Below are 21,709 nucleotides of genomic sequence, written 5' to 3' on the forward strand. Positions count from 1 at the left end.
CCGAATCCCCAATTTGGCGAAGCTGCCACAAATCCGACTCGCCGTTGACCAAACTTGGGCCTTGGAACGACGAGAAAGTTAAGTGCATCAAAATCATGCCTTTTTCAGCAGCCTGCTAGGCTGCTCCGAGGATATCCGGCAGAGGAAGCACGAGACATGAAAAACCATCTGATACTGACAGCGTTCATTACCCTGGCCAGCAGCCTCCCGGCCCTGGCTGAGTCCGGCAAGCAGGCGGCATTCCCCAAACATGTGCCGGTGCTGACCGGGTCCCCGGTGGAGGGGTTTACCATCGGCAGTGGCACAACAGCCTACAGCAGTTCCATCGACGGCTCGATCTACAAGGTTGACCTGCGCAGCGGTGAAGGTGAGGTGCTGGTGGCGCCAGAGGACAGCTTCGACATATTCTCGGACTGCTACAAGCTGGGTATGCGAGTGGATCCGCGCAGCAATTACCTCTATGCGGCAGGCTGCTTCTGGGGCAACGCCTATGTATTCGACGCGGATAGCGGCGAGGAGATAGCCAGGCTCACGGTGACGAACTTTGGTCAGGTGATCAACGATATCGCCATTACCCGCGATGCCGTGTACTTTACCAACTTCAGTGCGCCGTTCATCCACCGGCTTCCGCTGGCGGCGAATGGCCAGATGATCGAGGGTGAGGCTCCACTGCCTATTGCCATGCAGGGCGACGACAACGGCGATCCCCTGGCCAGTCCACTTACCGCCAATGGCATTGTGGCCACACCCAATGGCGATGCGCTTATCATCGGCGATTCCGTGACCGCGCAAATCTACCGGGTGGATCCGCTCACCGGCCACGCGAACCGGATTGTTGTTGAGCCGCCCCTGCAGGGCTTTATCGACGGCATTGTGATGCATGAGGATACCTTGTACATACTCAGCCCGGGTAATCCCGCAGACCCCACGGATATCGATAGAATCCAGGTGGTAGAGCTGGACAGGGAACTGCTGAATGGCACCCTGGTGGGCAATATCGTTGACCCGGATCTCGACGGCGTGGCCAGTGGTGCGATGCTTGGCGGATCGCTGTACGTCAATAACGCGCGGTACCGGGATTTCCCCCTGCCGACCACGGAATACTCGGTGACACGCCTGAATCGCAAGGATGTCTCGCCGCTACAGTAACAGCGCTTACGCAGAACAAGATACAGCCCGTCGCGCGCGGGCTCGTTCGCTGCCGCCCAATGGTGTTGCCAGGCGCTGGGATTCAACGCTGCCCGCTGCAAAAAATAAGCGTTTCCCGCCTGCTGGAAATTAGTGCAATAATGAAATTCTCGACCGGGTCGCCGGCTGATAGCGGCGCCCCGGTGTGCAGATTCATTATTGACGGACGCCGTGGCAGCTTCGAAACAAACAGGGCAGGGCAGCGATTGGGCCGGAGGGCAACAGGTAGCGCGCTCGGCAGGCGCTGTCAGCCGCCAGTTTGGCGGCTGGAAATTCAACGCCGACACGGGGGATCTGCACGGTGCCGATGGCGTCGTCCGCCTGGAGCCAAAGGTGGCGGCCCTGCTCAGCTATTTGCTCGACCACCAGCACCAGCTCATCTCCCGCGACGAGCTCATCGCCACCGTCTGGGACGGTCGTTCGGTCAGCGATGACGCCATCACCCGCTGTGTCTCCATCCTCAGGCAACTCCTCTCTCCCGATGATAAACAAGGCTATATAGAGACCGTTGTCCGCAAGGGCTATATTGCCCATTTTCCGCCGCCGGCAGAAGGAGAGGCAAGCCAGTCGCCGCCGGTGCGCAAGCGCTTTCTCTGGTTGGCTGCAGTGGCGAGCGCGGTGGTGTTTGCGCTGGTCCTGTTGTTCGACAGCCCCGGTGGGGCACCCGTTGAATTGCGACAGGACAGGCTGCCCGGGCCACCGCTGGTTGCCGTGTTGCCCTTTGCCACCGCCAGTGACAGCGGGGAGAGTGCCTTCCTGGCCGATGGCATGTTCGAGGACCTGCTCACCCAGCTGAGCAAGTTGCAGGCCTTGCGGGTCATCTCCTCTACATCCACCCGGGAGTATCGCAATGTGGCGCGCAACCTGCGCCAGATAGGCGCGGAATTAGGCGCAGATTTCATTATTGAAGGCAATGTGCAGATTGCCGGCGAGCGGCTGCGTATTAACGCCCAGCTTATCGATGCCCGCAGCGATGAGCATGTCTGGGCCCAGCGCTACGATCGTGACCTGACCCTGGCCAATGTGTTTGATATCCAGAGCGAAATCGCCAGCGCCATTGCCGGCGAAATGAAAGCCACCCTGACCCGTGCAGACCAGCTGCAGCTGGCGTTGATTCCCACCGACAATATGGCAGCCTACCGGGCTTACCACCGGGCTATCCATATGCGTGACACCATCGGCTACTCGGTGCTCGGCACGCCGCAGTACATCGAGGCACTGGAGGAAGCGGTTGCGCTGGATCCGACCTTTAGCCGGGCGCTGGCGGAGCTGGCCAGCACGCTGGCATTCGCGAATTTCCAGGGCAAGCAGCCCGAGCTGACCCGGCGCGCGGAACAGGTGCTGGAGCAACTGCAGCGCGTGGCGCCCGGATCCGCCGATCACCTGATCGGCCAGGCAGCCTATGTCTATTACACCCTCAGGGACTTCGACCGCGCCCACGATATACTCAGCCAGGCGCTGCAGTTGAGCCCGAGTAACATCTGGGCGCTGCAGATGAAGTCCTGGGTCGAGCGTCGCCAGGGTGATTTTGACGCCTACGTCAGCACCCGCTATGAAACCCGGCGGCTGGACCCGAGAGACCCGGAGCGTACCGACGAGCTGCTGCTGGCACTGTTAGTCACTCACCGTTACAGGGAGGCCTGGACAGAGAGCACTGCCAGCGGCCTGCAGAGCTTTAGAATCGGCCACACGCGCTTGCTGCAGCGTTATAGCCGGGACAGGGATATGGGCAGATTTCAGGCCGGTGTAGATCAGCTCTGCCAGCGCTATCGGGAGGCCGACTGTGGCTGGAATGAGTACGTGGCCAATCGTGACTACGCTCGCGCGCTGGCGGTATTGAGTCTCCCCGATGAGGCCGATCTGCCGGCACCCGATTCCGGTAGTGCTCGCCGCTGGTTGTATACCGTATGGCTGACCGGGGACAGCACAGCGCTGACACATCGCTTGCCGGACTGGAAGCAGCAGTTGGCGACCAGCCTGGAGACAGTGAAACCTTATCACCGCTCCCCGCTCTATTTGTCATTGGCCCTGATCGCGATTGCGGAGAGGGACGCCGCAGCCGCCAGGCAATGGATACAGCGCTGGGAACACAACACCCCGGTGGACCGGGCTGAGCGAATGAACCGCCGGCACGATGCCTGTCGGGTGCTCGGTATGGCGGCTGATGCCGCGGCAGCGGCACAATGTATTGGCGTGGGCCTGGCGGAAGCCAGCCTGGTAATGCCTTTCATGGAACCCTGGCTGCCATTTTACGACAGTGTGCGTCAGTCCCCCGAGTTCGCCGCCTTGCTGGCGCAGCTGGAGTCATCCGGGTCCTGATGTTTTTTTCCGCCGGCTATAGTGCGATGCCGCGCCGGGTTTCCAGGTAGGCGGCGAAGCTGCCCAGCCAGTGGGAGCCCATGTAGTGCATGTCACCGATGACTGCATCAAGTCCTGCTTTCCTGTGGGCCTTGAGGTTGCTCTCCAGTAAGGCCACCCGGGGATCGTTGTCGTCAAGCGCGCTGATGATGCCCTCCAGCATCCAGGCCCGGCTCAGGTTCAAGCCGTCCAGGTGGGCCAGCTTGCCGTCGGATTTATCACTAACGGTGGCCGGCGTAATCCAGCTTTCATCGCCCCTGTGTAACCGCGGAAAAAAATCCGTCAGCCAGTCGCGGAATTCATCAGCAGGGAGCACCCTGCGCATCAGGTCAGCTTCAGCCAGGCAGGGCGACAGAAAGTCCTGGCCGGAGGGTTCATAGGCAATGGGGCAATCGCGGTCCTCGAGGTAGTAGTCCCTTACCCGGCGTGTCAGCAACTGTTCAAAGTCGGTATTGCCACTGTGGCGGCTCCAGTCCAGCATCAGGCCGAAGGCAAATGCGGTCTGGCTGTGCTCGCCGGTGCGAATCGGGTAAGCCAGCTTGTGCAGCCAGTCCGTCATGGCGGCAACAATAGCGGACTCCAGTGGCTGCAGGGTTTGCAGCCAGGTTTTTGCCTGGGAAAAACTCGCCTCTCTCAATTCGGTCGTTAATTGCAGGTACCAGGCAAGTCCGTAAGGGCGCTCGAAGGTACGATTACCTTCCCGCGTATAAGACTGCAATTCGGCCTCCAGGTTTTCAGGCCTGAAGCTCTGGCCGAGCCTGGACTTGATGAGGTTTGTGTCAACCTTGTCGGGGGCGGTATTGAGCATCCGCACCAGGAGCCAGTGGCCGTGCACGGAGGAGTGCCAGTCGTAGCAGCCGTAGAATGCCGGGTACAGTTCCCTGGGCGTTTTCACATCGGCGGCAGTATTCATCTTGTGTTTGATCACGTTGGGGAATTGCTGGTGCATGCAGTGCATCGCCAAATCCGCGAACACCGTTTCGTAGTGCCCGGCGGGTTGGCTGTCACCTGCGGCCAGGGCAGGGCTCAGCGCCAGGGATGAAAACAGGAGCAAAACGAGCTGTTTGAAGGTGATTGTCATGGCAAACCAGTCCAGGCCGTGTGGATTTGGGAAATGGATGCCCAACATACGTAATCCGCGTGTGTTCTACAAACCCGTGTAATAGCCGTGACCCGCTGGCGGAACGCGGGATCAGCGGCTCAACGACGACGCTCGCCGGGCTGGAAATTGCAGCCAGGCCAGTATTTGCCGCCAGCAAAGCGTGGGATAATCCGCAGGCAGCGACAATGACCCCAGCGAGAGGAGTACCAGCAAATGAGCGAGCATTCGATTTTTGATTTGAGTGGAAAATGTGTCCTGGTGACCGGGGCCTCGGGGGGGCTGGGTGCCCACTTTGCCGATGTCGCCGCTGCCGCGGGAGCCCGTGTGGTGCTGGCCGCCCGGCGCGAGGACCGGCTGGCCGAGCAGGTGGCGGCCATCACTGGCAGGGGTGGTCTTGCCCATGCCGTGGCTATTGATGTCTGCGACCAGCAGAGTATCGCGACTGCCCTGGACCGCATCGAGCGCGAGGTGGCGCCGCTGGACGTGCTGGTCAACAATGCCGGCATCTCGGTGGTAAAAGCCTTTCTCGACACCGACGAGGAGGACTGGCGGCGACAGCTGGATACCAATGTGATTGGGCTGGCCAGCGTTGCCCGTCATGCGGCCCAACGGATGCGGGATGAGGAGCGGCCCGGCTCGATCATCAATATCGGCTCCATCCTTGGCCTGCGCCCGGGGAACATGGCAGCCGCCTACGGTGCCACCAAGGCGGCGGTGATTCACCTCACCCGCGGGATGTCACTGGAGCTGGCGCGCTACCGTATCCGGGTCAATGCCCTGTTGCCGGGCTACATTCCCAGTGACCTCAGTGATTTGAAGGACAATCCCGCCGCCCTGGAACGCTTGCAGCGACAGGTGCCGATGGGACGGGTAGGGGAAATGGGCGATCTCGACGGCGCGCTGTTGTTGCTGGCCGCGGACGCCTCCCGGTACATGACCGGTTCCACCGTCACCGTTGACGGGGGCCATAGCAGCAACTCGCTGTAGCAGCGGGGCAAGAACAGGCATAATAGGGCCTGCCAGTGAAAAGGGGACAGGGTGATGAGGCAACTCAGCGGACAGGATGCAACATTTATCTTCATGGAGAAACGTGCCACGCCCCTGCACCTGACTTCACTGTATATCTATGACCCGAGTACTGCGCCGGGGAAGAAGGTCACCTATAAGCAGTTAATGGCGCACATCGAGAGCCGCCTGGGTAGTTCCAAGGTGTTCACCCAGAAGCTGCTGCACGTGCCCATGGACCTGGACTATCCCTACTGGGTGGACGATCCCGATTTTGACCTGGAATTCCACGTGCGGCATATCGCCCTGCCCGCACCGCGAGACTGGCGCCAGCTGTGTATTCTCACCTCGCGCCTGCACTCCCAGGGCCTGGACATGTCCCGGCCTCCCTGGGAGATGTACATCATTGAGGGCCTGGACAATATCGAGGGCATACCGCCGGGCAGCTTCGCGACTCTCTCCAAGTACCATCACGCGGCCATCGACGGCGCATCGGGCGTGGAGATCGTCAGTGGACTGCATGACCTGAGTCCGAAGCCGGTGAGGCACAAGCAGCAGGCCAGCCAGGCGGACGAGCCGCCATCGACCGTGGAACTGCTGAAACGCTCGGGGATCAACAATGTGCGGCTGCCCTTTCACCTGGCCTCGGTGCTGGCGCGCACGCGCCCCGGCTTCGACTGGCTGCCACGACGCAAGGAACCGGAAGAAGAGCGGGCAGAGGCGCCCAAGCGGCCCGTGCCCAGAACGCCGTTCAACCAGCCGGTCTCGGCCCACCGGGTGTTCACCGGGCAGATGCTGGAACTGGCGGACTTCAAGACCATCCGCCAGGCGGTGACCGGGGTCACCATCAATGACGTGGTGCTGGCCACCTGCGCGGGCGCCCTGCGCCGTTACCTGCTGGCTGTGGATGAGCTGCCCGAGGAACCCCTGGTGGCCGGTGTGCCGATCAACACCCGTACCGAGAAGGACCGTGACCTGACGGGCAACGTGGTGTCATCCATGTCCATTCCCCTGCAGACTCATGTCGACGATCCAGTCCAGCGCCTGGAGCAGATTCGCGACCTGACGGCCGCGGAGAAAACCACCGAGAAAGCGGTCAGCGCGCGGCGCATGACCGACATCAACCACCATTTGCCGGCCACCACCCTGACCATGGCCAGCCGGCTGATCTCCGCCACCGGGCTGATGCACCGCAGCAAGCCGCTGTTCAATTGCGTGATTACCAATGTCCCAGGGCCACAGGTACCGCTGTACCAGTGCGGCGCCGAGTTGCTGGCCACCTGGGGCTGCGGGCCGCTGCTGGACGGGGTCGGCCTGATAATTTCCGCCCACAGCTATAACGGCAAGATGTTCCTTTGCGCCACTTCCTGTCGCGATATCATGCCCGACCCGGGGTTGTTCGCCGAGTGCATGCAGGCGTCCTTTGACGAACTGCTGGCTGCGCTGCGCCCGCGACGAAAGGGCAGCAAGGCGCGCAAGCGACGCTGATCGAAGGGCTGCCAGGCGGCGGGATCGGCGCACAGGCGGTCAGCCACTGCCAGCAGGGTGCGCGGATTTACGCCCATCCCGCCGTGCGATGCCAGTATTCGCACGTTCTCCCTGATGGCCGGTGGCCGGGTCAGTCCCACGGTGGCCAGCGGTATCAGCGCATCCGGCTCACTGACTGCGGCGTCGATGGGGCTGACAATCGCCACCATGGGAATCGGCGGTTCCCCGCTTGGCCAGTGGGCGGTGCCGGCATCGGTAAATACCTGGTCCAGCGGTACGCCGGAACTACGCTCGCCAATCATGCGCAGGACCGCATTGTGACGGGGCAGGCTGTCGGCGGGAAAAGTCGGCGCGCCGAGGGTGATCACCCGGTCGATATCCGGCATCAAGCGCAGGGCCAGTTCGCGCGCGCACACACCGCCCAGGCTGTGGCCGATCAGTGCCACCCCCCGCCCGTGGTGGTCGGCCAGGCGCTTGACGCGATCGCGCAGTGCCGCGGCCTGCTGCGCCACGTAGGCATCAAAACCATCGGGACCGGGGCCGATATTCGCCCCCAGGCCCCAGCCCTCGGCGTTGAAACCGTTGCGATTGAGGAAACGGCGCAGCAGGCCCAGGCTGTTTTCGGAGGCAGTGAAACCGGGAATCAGTATCACCGGCTGGTGGCCATCGCCGGTGGCGCTGACCCGGTCGAGAGTGCGCCAGCTGGCCAGGTTCCAGCCCAGTTCGGCCATGGTCAGGCCTACATCCAGCTGCAGGCGCAGTGCATCTCTGAGCATATTGTTATCCGTTGCCGCCAGCGGTGATAGTATTGTTATGAAAGTTGCTAAAAGTTAACATGCCGGGGCCCGAAGATAAAGCCACGCCGGCTACGTATCTGGTGCTCGCGCCGGCAGTGTCAGCGAGAGTTTGCGCAGCGGGACATTGTGCAAACTTCAAGAATTCCGGGGAGTGAGTTGCTAATTGCCGGGGTATTTGCGAGCATTCCCCGCTGATTCGTATGCACGGCAAAAATCGCCGGCATCGACATTCTGAGCGGTAATTCAAGGACGAAAAAATGAGCGATGCTAATCGCCGATTTTGTGCGGCTATCACTCCACTGATCGCGGTCGTGCTTCTCCAGTCAGGTCCCATGCAGGCAGAAGGCAGCCGGAACCTCTATCCCGCCGGTTACGAGAGCCTGGACGGTCGAACCCGGGCTGCGCTGCGGGTTGACCCCGATGATCAGTACTTCGACGCTATTCCCGATACGCACTTCATCTATGTCTACGCCGAGGCCGGTGAATATATTCTGCTGGGATCACGCAATCGCATCGATGCCGATAGCTCCGGTCGGGGAGACCGGGATATTCGCCTTTATAACCCACAAAATTTCGGCACCCCCGGCGTCGAAATTGCCTGGCCCAACAAGGAGCCAGACCTCGACGTGGCGTTCTCCTGCGAATCGGGTCTGGACCCCGGCGGTGCAGGGATGCCGACCGGGGCAGGACCACACTTCTTTGACGACGGCATTGCGGCGAACGGGATTGAGGGCCTGATCGGCCCCAATGGCGCCAGCTCTGGTGGCAACGCCCGGGCCGCTGAACTGGCCGGGCCGAACAGTGCCGACAACAGTGTGACTGTCAACGATGGCTGGAAACCCTGTGCCTATCGTGCCCCGGTGAATGGCATTTATGGGGTCTGGTTTGAAGACTGGTCGGGTACTGATATCACCTCGTCCACCAGTGTTACCAACCCCGATCCATCAGATCCCAATATTGGTGACCAGGTAGTCTCGGTTTGGGACGTATCTGTACGCGCCACTGCCAGTGATACAACTGATATCAATGGCCGTGTATTCACCTACAAGTGGACGGGCGCCAATAACCGCTTTGGGACCAACGAGAGATTGTATTTCACGCTGTACTACGCGACCACGGATGGCTACCGCTACCAGCAGGACTTCAAGGGGGTGTCACCAGCCAACCATGTGTTTTACGGCAACACCTCGGGATTCCTTGATCAGGGACAGCCGCTGTACAAGGATACCCTCCTCGATGCGTCAGGCTTGCCTGCGGGGGTTATTGCCCAGAACCCGCAGTTCCCGATATTTTTAAGTGATATTGATCCGGCTGCAGCGAATAACGCCGAAGTCGAAAAGGTGCTCGCCGCGCTCGGTATACCCCTGAACCCCGTACTGCCGGCGATCTCCAATCTGCTGTTCGAAGGCACTACCGCCGGCGCGGAGACAACGCTGGGTGCGGGAGGAACGTTTAGCTTCAGTTCTGCCAATACCATCTCCTACCAGATTGTCCTCAGCCGGGACGGCGTGGACTTTGATCCGGCGAAAGCGGAGAACCGCACCCTGACCGGGCTGGTTGCCACCGGCAGTCACCGGGTCACCTGGGATGGCAAGGACAATGCCGGCAACGACTTCCCGGTGGGCGGTCCCTATGATTTCCGTCTGACCGGCCGCAACGGCGAATCGCACTTCCCGCTGATCGATGTCGAGCGCAATGATTTCGGTGGCCCGGTAATCACGCGGCTGAACGGCCCTGCGGCAGGTCGAACTATCGTGTACTTTGACGATCGCGGTTACCTGACTCGCGGCGGCGACATGGTGGGTACACCGGGGGCGCCCTTGCCAGTCGGCGGAGGGGGTGGGTCCATTGATGCGCCCGATCCATTCTTCTCACTGTTGGGGATAGATTCCTCGGACCCCGCTGTGTCGACGGTCACCACCGCTTTTTCGCCGCGCTACTACCGCCAGTGGGATCGCAATACCGTGCCCACCCCGGATCACTTTGGTAACAACAAAGCCCTGGACACCTGGACCTTCCAGAGCACCGCGCCGGAGCAGAGTGCGCTGACCATTATTCCCGCCGCTACCGAAGTCGACCTCGCCACGGGTATTGCCGTGCCGGCTACGGCCCAGCCGGAGGAGACGGTTTTTGGTGAAGTGTTATACCAGAATGCCGGCACTGTCGACTCTGGCAGCGGCGTGGTCTACAGCATGACCTTCGCCAATGGCTGCCCCGCGGCGCTGACCTTCAGTTTCCCCGGCAATGCCGCGGCAAGCGGCGTCTGTAGTGCGGGCACCGTAACCTTCAGCAACCTGCCAGCGATGCTGGTGGGTGGCCAGCAGTTCACCGTGCTTTTCAACTACGCGGCACCGCCATCCGGACAAGTGCCGGTGTCTTCGCTGATTTCGGTGGACCGGCTGGAGAGCCTGGTTGCCAACAACCGGGATAGCGGCCTCACCGGTGTCAGCGCGGCCCCGGTGGCGCCCGCGATCAGCAAGAGTTTCGCCCCGGATGTCATTGTCAGCGGGGCAATTTCCACACTGACGGTAACGCTGCACAATGACAATCCCTCGCCGCTCACCTTGACTGCCTCTCTGGTGGACACCTTGCCGGCCCAGGTGGTGGTGGCAGACTCACCGGGTACCGCGGGGAGTTGTCCGGGCACGAGTCTGGCCAGCCCGGGCGGTAACACGCTCACCTACACCGAGGGCTCAACCCTACCTGCCGCCAGCAGTTGTACCATCACCGTGAATGTTACCTCGGAAGTGGCCGGCAGCTACCTCAACACCATTCCCGTCGGCGGCCTGCGCACGGACGGCGGTAATAACCCCGGGCCGGCGAACGCGGAGCTGAGGGTTGTTACCAGTGACGGGCCGCAGCGGATACCCAGCGTGCCCGTTCTGGGACTGGTGCTGCTGGCGTTGCTGCTTGCGGGGCTGGCCGGGGCTCGGCGCTGGTCATAAACCCGGGCCGGGACCTGCACCGGCGCGGGTCGCACAAGCCCGGTGTGCGATGAAGTGCGAAGCAGCCGATTAGTCCAGATAGCTGGCCAGGTGCGTTATTCAAACCTGCTGTCCAGGCGGTAAGCTGTATGCTTCACTAATAAACACCTGCTCGAGGAGAGAACCCATGAATGCTGGACGTTTACTGCGCGCATTGCTTGTGCCGCTGCTGTGCATGGCGGCAATGGCGGCCCAGGCCAGAACCGACAAGCCCAATATCCTGGTGATCTGGGGGGACGATATCGGCTGGTCCAACCTGAGTGCCTATCACCGGGGTATGCTCGGTGGCAGCACCCCCAATATCGACCGCATCGCCAACGAGGGCGCTATGTTTACCGATTACTACGGTGAGCAAAGCTGCACCGCCGGGCGCTCTGCCTTTATCACTGGCCAGCATCCGCTGCGCACCGGGCTGTTGAAAGTGGGTCTCCCGGGGGCGGATATTGGTCTGCGCGGGGAAGACCCGACCATCGCGGAAATGCTCAAACCGCACGGTTATTCCACCGCCCAGTTCGGCAAGAACCACCTCGGCGACAAGGATGAGTTCCTGCCTACTAATCACGGCTTCGACGAGTTTTTCGGCAATCTCTATCACCTCAACGCGGAGGAGGAGCCGGAGACCTACTTCTACCCCAAGGACCCGGCCTTCCACCAGCGCTTCGCGCCCCGCGGTGTCATCCGTTCCCATGCCGATGGCAGGATCGAGGACACCGGCCCCCTTACCCGCAAGCGTATGGAATCCGTCGACCAGGAATTTACCGACGCCGCGCTGAAGTTCATCGACAAGTCCCACAGCGACGGCAAGCCGTTCTTCGTCTGGTTCAATTCAACCCGTATGCATGTCTGGACCCGGCTGGCGCCAAAGTGGCTGGGTGCCTCCGGTCACGGACTCTACGCCGATGGCCTGATGGAGCACGATCACCATGTGGGCCAGCTGCTCGACAAACTGGACGACCTGGGGATCACTGACAATACCATTGTGGTCTACAGCACCGACAACGGCTCCCAGACCAACACCTATCCCGACGGCGGCGCCGAGCCCTTCCGCGGTGAAAAGGGCTCCACCTGGGAGGGTGGCTTCCGGGTGCCGGCAATGATCCGCTGGCCGGGAGTGGTCGAGCCCGGGCGGGTGATCAACGATATCTTCTCCCACCAGGACTGGTTTCCGACCCTGCTCGCCGCCGCCGGGGAAACTGATGTGGTTGCCAAGCTGAAGCAGGGACATCGCGCTGGCGACAAGACCTTCCGTGTTCACATCGACGGCTTCGACCAGAGCGAACTGCTGGCCGGCAAGGGCCCGGGACAGCGCTCCAATATTTACTACTTTGACGACAACGCCAACTTCAATGCCATGCGCTGGAATGACTGGAAAATCCATTTCGCGGTGGCCTGGGATGGCTGGGGCGGGCCTCGGGAAGCGCTGAATTTTCCCCGCGTGATCAACCTGCGCTCGGATCCCTACGAGGAATCACTGGAGTCGGGCCTGTACTCACGCTTCTTTGCCGACCAGCTCTGGCTGTTCGTGCCGACCCAGCAGGAGGTGGGCAAGTTCCTGATGAGCTTCCGCGAGTTCCCGCCGCGCCAGGCCACAGCCAGCTTCACCATCGACCGGATGATGCAGCAGATGCAGCAAATGCTGCAGCTGCGCGCCACGGGCGGTGCCGTGCCGGCGCTGAAGTCCGGCGCTCAGGGTAGCTCGCAGTGAAAGCTTTCCGCCTTGTCGGGGTCGCCGCCCCGGTACACTGACCGGGCGGGCAGGGCACAGAGCGTGCGGCTGCGCACTACCTCGCCATCGGCATTGCGTTGCAGGGCCCGCACGGCGTCCGGGGCGTGCCCCTGTTCCACCCAGCGGTCGATGATCGCTACCGGGTTGAATTCATCGGCGCTCAGGCCGGTGCGCTCCCAGCAGTGGCCGAAACCGGGGACATCGACGAAACGCAGGTTCTCCGCAAGGGTTTGTGGCGCTGATGCCGCCTGCACCTGCTGGAAGTACTCGCTGGCCCGCCCGGGAATAATCAGCGGGTCGGCGAGGCCCTGGTAGTAGAACAGGCGGGTATTGGCCGCAGCCAGCGCGTCGAGGTTGGGTTCGGTGGCATCGACGATGGGCGCCAGGGAGAGGATGGGTTCCAGGGCCTCGGCCAGCACATAGTCGTGGGGCTTAAAGGCTTCGCTGGCGGGGATGCCATAGGCCAGGCGCAGGTATCCCTCCCCGGCGCGTTCGCCCCAGGCCATGTCGTCATCAGTGCCGACAATCCACAGTGGCCAGTAGGCCTCGGAACCCGGGTTGATCCCGGGGAACAGCTGCTGGCCATCGACAGTGGCGCCCTGGTAGAGGCGCTTGATCGCGTGAACCTCCTCGGGGGTGAAGCATTGCCCGTTCTCCTGACCACTGCATTGCAGGGCCTGCGGTGCCGGATCACAGAGCTCCGGGCGGGACACGATGTTGTCGCTAACCCCGTCCAGGCTGTCGCAGCGCTGCATCACGTGTTGGCTGAGCAGGGGGATCTTGTCACGGCTGATGACCGCGCTGCCGTCGGACCTGCGGGTGGTTTGCAGTAGCCACAGCCCATGAATGCCGCCGTTGCCGCTGAGGTCGAAAATTCCGTCCCCGGCGGCGATGCCGTCGAACAGTTCCGGGTAACGCTGTGCCGCGAAGAGTCCCAGCCGGCCGCCGTTGGAGCAGCCGGAAAAGTAGGTCCGCCGGGGAGCGCTGGCGTAGTAGCTTGTGGCCAAGGCCTGGCCGCTGGCAACGGCCAGTGGCATCCACGCCCCCGCATACAGCTCCAGCGCCCGGGGATCATCCAGCGCCCAGTCGGTCTGCCAGCTGGGGGCCTGGTGACCGCTGTCGGTCTGGATAGCGGCATAGCCATCCCTGAGGGCGGCGTTCAGGCTGTTGGAGTAGCCCGGCTTGTCCGGGTTCAGGCTGCCGCAAAAGCCGCCGCAGCCGGCGACCACGAATTTGCCGTTCCAATCCGCTGCCGGCAGGCGCATGACGAAACCGATCTTGTCGGCTATCTGCCCTTCCAGCTGACAGAAGGTCGGCAGCTGCTGGTGGTCGCGCATTTCGTGCGCCCTGCTTACTGTGGTGTTTGCCGGGCTCTGGCCGGCCAGCGCCGCACAGTTTGCCGCGCTGTCGCCCGGGGCATTGGGCTGCTGGGCGCAAGCGGCGAGCAGGGCGCTGGCCGCCAGCAGGCTGGTGCGATGGAACATGGTAATGCCCCTGTTGTTGTAGTGTGAACAGGCCCTAGTTTAGACGCTCGATCAGGATGGCGCTGCCACTGCCGGCGGCGCCGGCGGCAGAGACAATACCGCGCTGCAGGTCCCGGCGCTCCAGTTCGTCCAGCAGGGTGCCCAGCATCATCCCGCCGGTGGCACCCATGGGGTGGCCCAGGGCGATCACCCCGCCGTTGACGTTGTACCGGTCCTCGGCAATATCCAGTTCCCGCATACCCATGACGGAGATCGCCGCGAAGGCCTCGTGCACCTCGAACAGGTCGACATCGGCGGCACTGAGCTTTTCCTGTGCCAGCAGCGCGCGCACCGCTTCCACGCAGCCTGAGAGCACCTGGGTCGGATCGGCGGCCACGGTATTGCTGGCCACAATACGCGCCCGTGGCCTGGCGTCCAGGGTGCCTTCGGCGGCCACCAGCACCAGTGAGGCGCCGTCGGCCATCGCCGGGGAGTTGCCCGCGGTGTGGATATGGTTAACCGCAGACAGCGCACTGTGCCGCGCCAGCTGGTAGTCGTCCACACCCATGGCCCCGGCTTTGGCGAAAGCCGGTTCCATGGCGGCGAGTCCCGCAACGGTAGTCTCGGGGCGAATACACTCATCCTGCGCGCACTGGCTACCGTCCTCCCGGGTGATTGGCACGATGGAACTGAAGTAGCCGGCCTCGCGGGCATGGGCGGCCCGTTGTTGACTGCTGGCGGCCAGGGCATCGGCCTGTTCACGGCTGACGCCATAGAGGGTGGCGACCAGGTCGGCACCATTGCCCATCATCAGCATCTGGCACCGGGCCGCGTAGGCCGGGTCCTTGAACACCCGGGCATCGTCGGCCAGCATCGGTACCCGCGACATCATTTCGACGCCGCCGCCAATGGCCGTGTCGACCTGGCCCGCCTGCACCTTCAGCGCTGCCAGGGCGACGCTGTCGATGCCGGAGGAGCAGTAGCGGTTGATGGTCATGCCCGGGACGCTGGCAGGCCAGCCGGCGTAGAGGGTTGAATTCTTGGCGATATTGCCTGCCTGCTCACCGTGCTGGGTGGCGCAGCCGAGAATGACGTCGCCGACTCTGGCGGGATCCAGGCCGGTGCGTTCACCGAGGGCCTGGTACAGTTGCTGCAACAGGGCCTGCGGGGTCAGCTCGTGCAGGCCGCCGGTGTCCTTGGCGCGGCCCCGCGGGCTGCGTATCGCATCGTAGATTACAGCGTTCTTCATGCGTCGACTCCGATTACCAGGCTGGCACAGGTGGTGGCGCTGCCACCGAGGTTGAAGGTGGCCATGTTGCGGGCGTTGGCCAGTTGGCAGTCGCCGGCGCGGCCGCTCACCTGGCGGGCACAGTCCAGTGCCATGCGCACGCCGGTGGCGCCCACCGGGTGTCCCAGGCCGATCAGGCCGCCGCTGGGGTTAATGGGAAAATCACCGGTGGTGGTAATCCTGCCTTCCTCAACCGCTTTCCAGCTTTCCCCCGGGGCAGTCAGCCCGCTGTGGTCTATGGCCATATACTCGGTGATGGAGAAACAGTCGTGGGTTTCCAGGCCATCGACGTCGGTAACGTCCTTGAATCCGGCCCTTTGCAGGGCGTCACTGAACATATTGCGGACGTGGGGAAACAGCAGCGGCTGGCCGGCACTGAGCTTGAGCTTGTGTTCCAGCGAGATGGGGGCGCTGCAATGCCCCCAGCCCTTGATCCGTGGAATGTCGGCCAGTGACAGGCCGCGGGCACGGGCGTGCTCGCGGGCGGTGGCCTCGTCGGCAAGGATAATACAGGCGGCGCCATCGGTAATCTGGCCGCAGTCCATCTTCCGTACCCGGCCCTCGATGACCGGGTTCAAATCGTCATCGATACTGAAACAGCCCGGGGGGAACTGCCAGTCGCGGGTCTGGGCGAAGGGATTGCGCTTGCCGTTGGCGAAGTTGTTTTCAGCGATCTGCAGCAGGTGGTTACCGTCGATGCCGTGGCGGGTCTCGTACTCGCGGGTGATGCGGTCGAACATGGCGGGCCAGGGGAACTGGCAGTCGGTGGCCTCGTGGCCGGTCCAGGCGGCGGCCCCCAGGTACTCGGCGCCGGTCTGGCCGTTCACGTTGCGCATCAGTTCCAGCCCGAGTACAGCGGCACAGCCATAGTGTCCCGCCTCGATATCACGCATGGCCGCCAGTATGGCGATGGAGCCGGAGGCGCAGGCCGCCTCATGGCGGGAGGTGGGAATTCCGCACAGCTGCGGGTAGACTTCGGCGAAAAAGCCATTGATCTGCCCTTGCCGGGCAAACAGGTCGCCGACGAAATTGCCCACGTGGCCGACCTCGATCTGCTCCGGTTCAATGCCGGCGTTGTCAATTCCCGCGGTCAGCGCCTCGCGGAACATGTCGTAGATTTCCAGGCCCTCCCGGGCCCAGTTGCGGGCGAAGTCGGTTTGCGCGCCGCCCAGGATGTAGATACCAGTCATGAGGATGATTCCTTTTCTATCAGTTTTTGCAGGTCGCCGCGTACTACCTTGCCCACGGGATTGCGCGGCAGGGCGGCGAGAATTTCGATGCGTTCAGGCAGTTTGAAGCGGGCCACGCCCTGGTCGAGCAGCCACTGCCCGAGTGACTCCACCGTCGGTGGCTCTGCGTCCGTGGTGGGCACCACGCAGGCGCAGATCTTTTCTCCCATCATCGGGTCGGCGTAGGCGCAGACCGCGACTTCCGCCAGGTCGGGGTGACCCTCGAGCACGGTGTCCAGGTCGGAGGGGGATATCTTCATCCCGCCGCGATTGATGATGTCCTTGCAGCGTCCCACGATGCGGTAGTAGTTGGGCGGGTCGCCGGCAATCTCCACCAGGTCGCCGGTGCGGAACATGCCGTCGGCCGTGAAGACGTCAATGCCGTCGTGGTCGAGGTAGCCGTCGAACACCGCGGGCCCGCTGATGCACAGCTCGCCGGGGACCCCGGGGTCGGTAATTTCCGCGCCGCTGTCGGGGTCGATGACCCGGGTCACGGTGCTGGCATGCGCCCGGCCCTGCCAGGGCATGCCGGCAACCCCCAGGCGGGGGAAGAGGGCAGCCCGGTACTCCGGCTCCGGCGCGGTGTCCGGGGTGGAGAACAGGCTGATGCCCTCGTTGGATCCGTAAAAGTTGATGATGTTCTTGCCGTACTCGCCCTCCACAGTGGCGATCATCGCCGGCGACAGGGGCACAGAACCCGAGCCAAAGGCGCGCAGCGCGCTGAAGTCGCCCTGTTGCCACAGCGCGGGCTGGTGGGCGAGCTGGTTGAGCAGGGCGGGCGGGGCAATGGTAAAAGTGGCCCCTTCATCCTGCAGCTGCTTGAGGTACAGGGGCGGGTCCATCGGATGGTGCAATACAAGGCTGGCTCCCAATAGCGCCGATGGGAACAGGAAACCGCCGATCGCGGCCATGTTGATCAGTGGAAAGGGGGCCAGCAGGATTTCACCGGCCTGGTAATCACCGGCCTCCATGGTGTTGCGGGCGATAGCGATCCACATGTTGTGGGAGCGGGGCACACCTTTGGGGGTGCCGGTGGTGCCGGAGGTCCAGCACATGGTAACGATATCGTTGGCATCGGTGGGATTGGCCGCCTGGTGGCCGGCCAGCGCTTCCGCGTCAAACGCGTCCTCCGGCTCACCGGCGCCAATTGCCTCCCCGAATACCCAGACCGGTATATCCCCGAGCGCCCCGCTGGCGCGGGCGCAGAGGTCCTCACCGCGAAAATCCGCCAGGCTGACAAACGCCGCTGGCTTCAGTGCGGTGGCGAACTGCTGTATTTCGTGGGCCCCGTACTGCACCGGTATCGGGGAGATAATGGCGCCGATGCGGCTGCAGGCATAATACAGTGCCACCAGCTCGCTGATATTGGGCAACTGCACCAGCAGGCGATCGTCTGCCCTGACCCCGTTGGCGAGCAACTCGCTGGCCAGCCGGCTGCTGTAGTGCTGCAGGCTGCTGAAATCCAGCCGCCTTGCGGGGAAGCCGCAAAGCTCCGCCTTGTTGGGCTGGTCGGCAACCGCCAGCTGATCGGGGCGGGACCGGGCGCAGTCATCCAGCAGGCTGTGGAGAGTGTCCTGCCCCCAGAACCCTTGTTCCGTGAGTTCACGGATACGCTCAGGTGAGCTGGTTTTCATATTGTTATGCCTCCAATGCTGCTTTGTATTCGTTGACCAGACGCTCGACCAGGTCGGCAACCGGCAGGATGTCATCAATCGCGCCAGCGCCCTGGCCCGCGGCCCACACATCGCGCCAACGCTTGCTGTCGCCGGCAGCAGCGGTGATATCGATATCGCCGGCCTGGGGCATGTTGTGCGGATCGTAACCGGCCTGTTCCAGGCTGCCGCGCAACCAGTTGGCTTTCACCCCGGTGAGCGCGTCTGAGCAGATAATATCCTCGCCGCCGGCGGCGAGCAGCATCTGCTTGTATTCATCCACGGCCAGGCTCTCCTCGGTGGCGATAAAGCGGGTGCCGAGGTAAGCATAGTTGGCCCCGAGCACTTCTGCTGCGCGCACCGCGCGACCGGAAGAAATACCGCCGCCAAGCACAATGGGGCCATCCCAGAAACGGCGCACCTCCTCAACGAAGGCAAATCCCGACAGCTGCCCCGTATGACCGCCGGCGCCGGCAGCCACCAGCACCAGCCCGTCCACACCGGCGGCGATGGCCTTGCGGGCGAAGGACACGGTAATCACGTCGGCGTAAATGCTGCCGCCGTAACCGTGTACCGCCTCAACGGCATCCCGGGGGCTGCCCAGGGCGGAAATCACGATGGGGGCGCGGTATTTGACCGCCAGCGCCAGGTCCTCGTCGCGGCGGGCATTGGAACGATGCATCATCAGGTTGATGGCCCAGGGCGCGTCAACCACCGGGTCCAGTTCCCCGGTAATGCGCTGCAGCCATTCCTCCAGTTGCCCGCTAGTGCGGGCGTTAAGCGCGGGAAAGCTGCCCACCATGCCCGCCTTGCAGGCGGCGATGACCATGTCGGGCCCTGATTGCAGGAACATGGGCGCCTGGAAGGCGGGAATACGCAGCTGCGACAGGGAGAAGTCGGCGGTCGGTGTCATCGGTCTTGTCCTTGGTTGTTTACTTATGCGCCGCGCCGGCGGGGCGGCAGGGGGATCAGCCCGCTGGTTGTTTCCATATACTGGCGATAGGCGGGCTTCTCCCGCGCCATCTTCTTGTCCAGGGTGCGCTGGCCGGTCACATTGACCACCAGGTGGCTGTAGGCCAGGGGGCCGATGATGGTAATGAAGCCCCAGGGCGCCTCGCAGGCCACCAGGTAAATGCCCCACCACACGCAGAGTTCGCCAAAATAGTTGGGGTGACGCGAATAACGCCACAGCCCGCTGTCCAGCACCGTGCCGCGGCGGGCGGGATCGGCGCGAAATTTGCTCAGCTGCCAGTCGGCAACACTCTCACAGCACAGCCCCAGCGCCCACAGGGCAAGGCCGGCCCAGGCCAGGGCGCCGGGCGGGGTGTCAGCCGGCGCCAGCATGCCCACCTGCAGCGGCAGGGAGACCAGCCAGATCACCACGCCCTGCAGCAGGAAAACCTGGCGCAGGCTCAGCCAGATAAAGGCCCGGTCGTTGTCCACCCAGCTGCGCAGGTGGGCGTAGCGCGGGTCCTCGCCGTGACCCCAGTTGCGGCGCAGCAGGTGCCAGCTCATCCGCAGGGCCCACAGTAATACCATGGCCGCCAGTATCAGCTGCAGCGGCGCAAGCACCCCGGACAGGTACAGGGCGAGTATGCCGATGGCCGCCAGGATGCCGGCGAACGCCATGTCTATAATGCTCACATCGCGCAGCGGAATGCTCACCAGCCACAGCAGCAGCACTGCCGCGAGGGCGAGTGCAGCGGTGGCGAGAAACAGGCTTGGGTAGTCCATGGCTGGTCCAGGTAAATATTTGTACTTGTCACTTTCACAAAGAGACTATATGCTTTGGTCTTATTACGCAAGTGTGAGATAAAAAATTCAGGCCAATCGTCCTGAGGTCCGTTTGCAACGGGCCGCCAAACCGTCAACAATGGGAGAGACCGATATGCAGCCCCTGACAAAAATCACCGAGTACCCCTCCGTAGAGCAGTGTATCGGAGGTGTCACCGAGTTCGACAACACCCAGCCCTGGATATATGGTCACGACAATCCCTATCTCCACGGCGTCTACGCGCCCGTGAGCACCGAGATGGATGCGGGTGACCTGCAGGTAGAGGGGGAGTTGCCCCTGGATTTGTGCGGCGCCTATTTCCGCAATGGTCCCAATCCGCGCTTTGAGCCGAAAAACCGTTATCACCCCTTCGACGGCGACGGCATGATGCATGGCGTCTACTTTCATGAGGGCCGGGCCCGCTACCGTAACCGCTACGTCGACACCCTGGCCCGCAACAACGAGTTGCGCGACGGGCGCTCGATTTCCCCGGGGGTCATGGGTCCCTTCGATTACGAGTTGTCACCCTTTGGTATCAAGGATACCTCCAATACTGACGTGTTTTTCTACGACGGCTCGCTGATGAGCCTGTGGTACAACGCCGGCCACCCTTACCGGATGGACGCCCACGACCTGGGCACCCGGGGCTACTTTGAATTGCAGGGCCGGGACAAGCGCCGCATGTCTGCCCATTCCAAGGTTGACCCGCACACCGGCGAGCTGCTGTTCTTCGATTATGGCAACGAGCCTCCCTACATGACCTATGGCATCGCCGACGCCAGCGGCCGGATGCTGCACGAGGTCGCCATTGACCTGCCGGGTCCGCGCCTGCCCCACGATATCGGGGTCAGTCGCAATTACACCATCCTCCACGACCTGCCGTTCTTTCACGACATGGACGTGCTGCGCCAGCACGGTTTCCGGGTGCTGACCTTTCACCGCGACATGCCTATCCGCTTCGGGGTGATTCCACGCCACGGGGCGGGCAGTGAGGTGCGCTGGTTCGAGTGCGAACCCGGCTACATCCTCCATACCAGCAACTGCTGGGAAGAGGGCGAGTGGCTGATTATGGATGGCTGCCGTTCCACCAACCCAATGCCCGGCGCCCAGCCCGGCGAGGGAGAGCTGGCCTCGATGCTGGCCTATATGCGCCTGGAGGCCAACAACTATCGCTGGGCCTTCAACCTGCGCACCGGCGAGGTTCGCGAGGGCGACATCGACGACCTCAATACCGAGTTCAACAAGACGAATCCGCTCTACATGGGCATCAAGAGCCGCTATGCTTACCACCAGCGCATCCCCCTGCATCACGAGGGCGGCTACACCCTGCGCTTTACCGGTCTGGTCAAGTACGACAATGATACCGGCCGGCGCTGGCAGTGGGACTACGGCCCCGGGGTGTTCGGCAGTGAGGCGGTATACGCTCCACGTCGCGGAGCCACCGCCGCGGACCCGGAAGACGACGGCTACGTCATCACCCTGGTCACGGACAGCAATACCTGGCAGTCGCACTGCCTGGTATTCGATGCCACCGATATAGAGCAGGGCCCGGTAGCGCGCGTGCGTATGCCGCAGCGGGTTCCCTACGGATTTCATGCCACCTGGGCGCGAGGCGAAGAACTTTACCCCGGTGGCTGAAGAAAGTGCGCCGGAAC

At 62.9% G+C, this 21,709-nt stretch carries 14 protein-coding genes and 1 pseudogene; 7 read left to right on the forward strand and 8 right to left on the reverse strand.

Going from position 1 to position 21,709, the window contains the following annotated elements; genetic code table 11:
• Positions 1 to 156 precede the first annotated feature (156 nt).
• Together DWB85_RS05925 and DWB85_RS05930 are read left to right on the forward strand one after the other, a co-directional pair.
• Positions 157 to 1,149: an NHL repeat-containing protein gene (locus DWB85_RS05925; protein WP_117953297.1), complete on the forward strand. Its 993-nt coding sequence runs from the start codon at positions 157 to 159 to the stop codon at positions 1,147 to 1,149.
• Between the two features lie 210 nt (positions 1,150 to 1,359).
• Positions 1,360 to 3,507, forward strand: a complete 2,148-nt coding sequence (locus tag DWB85_RS05930) for a winged helix-turn-helix domain-containing tetratricopeptide repeat protein (RefSeq protein WP_162846027.1) — start codon at positions 1,360 to 1,362, stop codon at positions 3,505 to 3,507.
• A 16-nt stretch (positions 3,508 to 3,523) separates the two neighbouring features.
• On the opposite strand, the gene DWB85_RS05935 is transcribed toward DWB85_RS05930, so the two are convergent.
• Positions 3,524 to 4,627 (reverse strand): DUF2891 domain-containing protein, encoded by a 1,104-nt coding sequence (locus DWB85_RS05935; protein ID WP_117953495.1) that lies wholly within the window; start codon positions 4,625 to 4,627, stop codon positions 3,524 to 3,526.
• Between the two features lie 234 nt (positions 4,628 to 4,861).
• Between DWB85_RS05935 and DWB85_RS05940 the strand changes: the two genes are divergently transcribed.
• Positions 4,862 to 5,635 (forward strand): SDR family NAD(P)-dependent oxidoreductase, encoded by a 774-nt coding sequence (locus tag DWB85_RS05940; protein ID WP_117953299.1) that lies wholly within the window; start codon positions 4,862 to 4,864, stop codon positions 5,633 to 5,635.
• A gap of 54 nt (positions 5,636 to 5,689) precedes the next feature.
• Positions 5,690 to 7,141: a WS/DGAT/MGAT family O-acyltransferase gene (locus DWB85_RS05945; RefSeq protein WP_117953300.1), complete on the forward strand. Its 1,452-nt coding sequence runs from the start codon at positions 5,690 to 5,692 to the stop codon at positions 7,139 to 7,141.
• A 44-nt stretch (positions 7,142 to 7,185) separates the two neighbouring features.
• Here the strand turns inward: DWB85_RS05945 and DWB85_RS19745 are convergent.
• Positions 7,186 to 7,917: pseudogene (locus DWB85_RS19745) on the reverse strand (esterase/lipase family protein); the annotation flags it as partial.
• 278 nt (positions 7,918 to 8,195) lie between these two features.
• Here DWB85_RS19745 and DWB85_RS05955 point away from each other — a divergent pair.
• On the forward strand, positions 8,196 to 10,883 hold the full coding sequence (locus DWB85_RS05955) for a DUF7933 domain-containing protein (RefSeq protein WP_133300570.1): 2,688 nt from the start codon (positions 8,196 to 8,198) through the stop codon (positions 10,881 to 10,883).
• Between the two features lie 166 nt (positions 10,884 to 11,049).
• Positions 11,050 to 12,627: an arylsulfatase gene (locus DWB85_RS05960; RefSeq protein ID WP_162846029.1), complete on the forward strand. Its 1,578-nt coding sequence runs from the start codon at positions 11,050 to 11,052 to the stop codon at positions 12,625 to 12,627.
• On the opposite strand, the gene DWB85_RS05965 is transcribed toward DWB85_RS05960, so the two are convergent.
• Genes DWB85_RS05965 through DWB85_RS05990 form a run of 6 tightly spaced genes read right to left on the reverse strand, consistent with a single transcriptional unit; the run spans position 12,609 to position 20,014 of the window.
• Complete coding sequence (locus tag DWB85_RS05965; protein ID WP_117953303.1) at positions 12,609 to 14,132, reverse strand: tannase/feruloyl esterase family alpha/beta hydrolase; 1,524 nt, start codon at positions 14,130 to 14,132, stop codon at positions 12,609 to 12,611. The genes DWB85_RS05960 and DWB85_RS05965 overlap by 19 nt on opposite strands.
• A gap of 34 nt (positions 14,133 to 14,166) precedes the next feature.
• Complete coding sequence (locus DWB85_RS05970) at positions 14,167 to 15,360, reverse strand: acetyl-CoA C-acyltransferase (RefSeq protein ID WP_117953304.1); 1,194 nt, start codon at positions 15,358 to 15,360, stop codon at positions 14,167 to 14,169.
• Positions 15,357 to 16,589, reverse strand: a complete 1,233-nt coding sequence (locus tag DWB85_RS05975; protein WP_117953305.1) for an acetyl-CoA acetyltransferase — start codon at positions 16,587 to 16,589, stop codon at positions 15,357 to 15,359. The genes DWB85_RS05970 and DWB85_RS05975 overlap by 4 nt, the downstream gene beginning before the upstream one ends.
• The gene (locus tag DWB85_RS05980) at positions 16,586 to 18,262 is read right to left on the reverse strand and encodes a class I adenylate-forming enzyme family protein (protein ID WP_117953306.1); all 1,677 of its coding nucleotides are present in this window, start codon (positions 18,260 to 18,262) and stop codon (positions 16,586 to 16,588) included. The genes DWB85_RS05975 and DWB85_RS05980 overlap by 4 nt, the downstream gene beginning before the upstream one ends.
• A 4-nt stretch (positions 18,263 to 18,266) precedes the next feature.
• A complete protein-coding gene (locus DWB85_RS05985) occupies positions 18,267 to 19,193 on the reverse strand; it encodes an NAD(P)H-dependent flavin oxidoreductase (RefSeq protein WP_117953307.1) in 927 nt (308 codons plus the stop codon).
• 23 nt (positions 19,194 to 19,216) lie between these two features.
• Positions 19,217 to 20,014, reverse strand: a complete 798-nt coding sequence (locus DWB85_RS05990) for a DUF1295 domain-containing protein (RefSeq protein WP_117953308.1) — start codon at positions 20,012 to 20,014, stop codon at positions 19,217 to 19,219.
• A gap of 154 nt (positions 20,015 to 20,168) precedes the next feature.
• Here DWB85_RS05990 and DWB85_RS05995 point away from each other — a divergent pair, with 154 nt between their 5' ends.
• Positions 20,169 to 21,692, forward strand: coding sequence for a carotenoid oxygenase family protein (locus DWB85_RS05995; protein WP_117953497.1), 1,524 nt, complete (start codon positions 20,169 to 20,171; stop codon positions 21,690 to 21,692).
• Positions 21,693 to 21,709 lie beyond the last annotated feature (17 nt).

Source organism: Seongchinamella sediminis (assembly GCF_003457605.1).
GTDB lineage: Bacteria > Pseudomonadota > Gammaproteobacteria > Pseudomonadales > Halieaceae > Halioglobus > Halioglobus sediminis.

Coding starts and splice junctions, on each gene's coding strand:
- DWB85_RS05990 (WP_117953308.1), bottom strand. CDS start 20,014: ATGGACTACCCAAGCCTGTTTCTCGCCACCGCTGCACTCGCCCTCGCG.
- DWB85_RS05940 (WP_117953299.1), top strand. CDS start 4,862: ATGAGCGAGCATTCGATTTTTGATTTGAGTGGAAAATGTGTCCTGGTG.
- DWB85_RS05955 (WP_133300570.1), top strand. CDS start 8,196: ATGAGCGATGCTAATCGCCGATTTTGTGCGGCTATCACTCCACTGATC.
- DWB85_RS05995 (WP_117953497.1), top strand. CDS start 20,169: ATGCAGCCCCTGACAAAAATCACCGAGTACCCCTCCGTAGAGCAGTGT.
- DWB85_RS05945 (WP_117953300.1), top strand. CDS start 5,690: ATGAGGCAACTCAGCGGACAGGATGCAACATTTATCTTCATGGAGAAA.
- DWB85_RS05970 (WP_117953304.1), bottom strand. CDS start 15,360: ATGAAGAACGCTGTAATCTACGATGCGATACGCAGCCCGCGGGGCCGC.
- DWB85_RS05925 (WP_117953297.1), top strand. CDS start 157: ATGAAAAACCATCTGATACTGACAGCGTTCATTACCCTGGCCAGCAGC.
- DWB85_RS05985 (WP_117953307.1), bottom strand. CDS start 19,193: ATGACACCGACCGCCGACTTCTCCCTGTCGCAGCTGCGTATTCCCGCC.
- DWB85_RS05935 (WP_117953495.1), bottom strand. CDS start 4,627: ATGACAATCACCTTCAAACAGCTCGTTTTGCTCCTGTTTTCATCCCTG.
- DWB85_RS05960 (WP_162846029.1), top strand. CDS start 11,050: ATGAATGCTGGACGTTTACTGCGCGCATTGCTTGTGCCGCTGCTGTGC.
- DWB85_RS05975 (WP_117953305.1), bottom strand. CDS start 16,589: ATGACTGGTATCTACATCCTGGGCGGCGCGCAAACCGACTTCGCCCGC.
- DWB85_RS05980 (WP_117953306.1), bottom strand. CDS start 18,262: ATGAAAACCAGCTCACCTGAGCGTATCCGTGAACTCACGGAACAAGGG.
- DWB85_RS05965 (WP_117953303.1), bottom strand. CDS start 14,132: ATGTTCCATCGCACCAGCCTGCTGGCGGCCAGCGCCCTGCTCGCCGCT.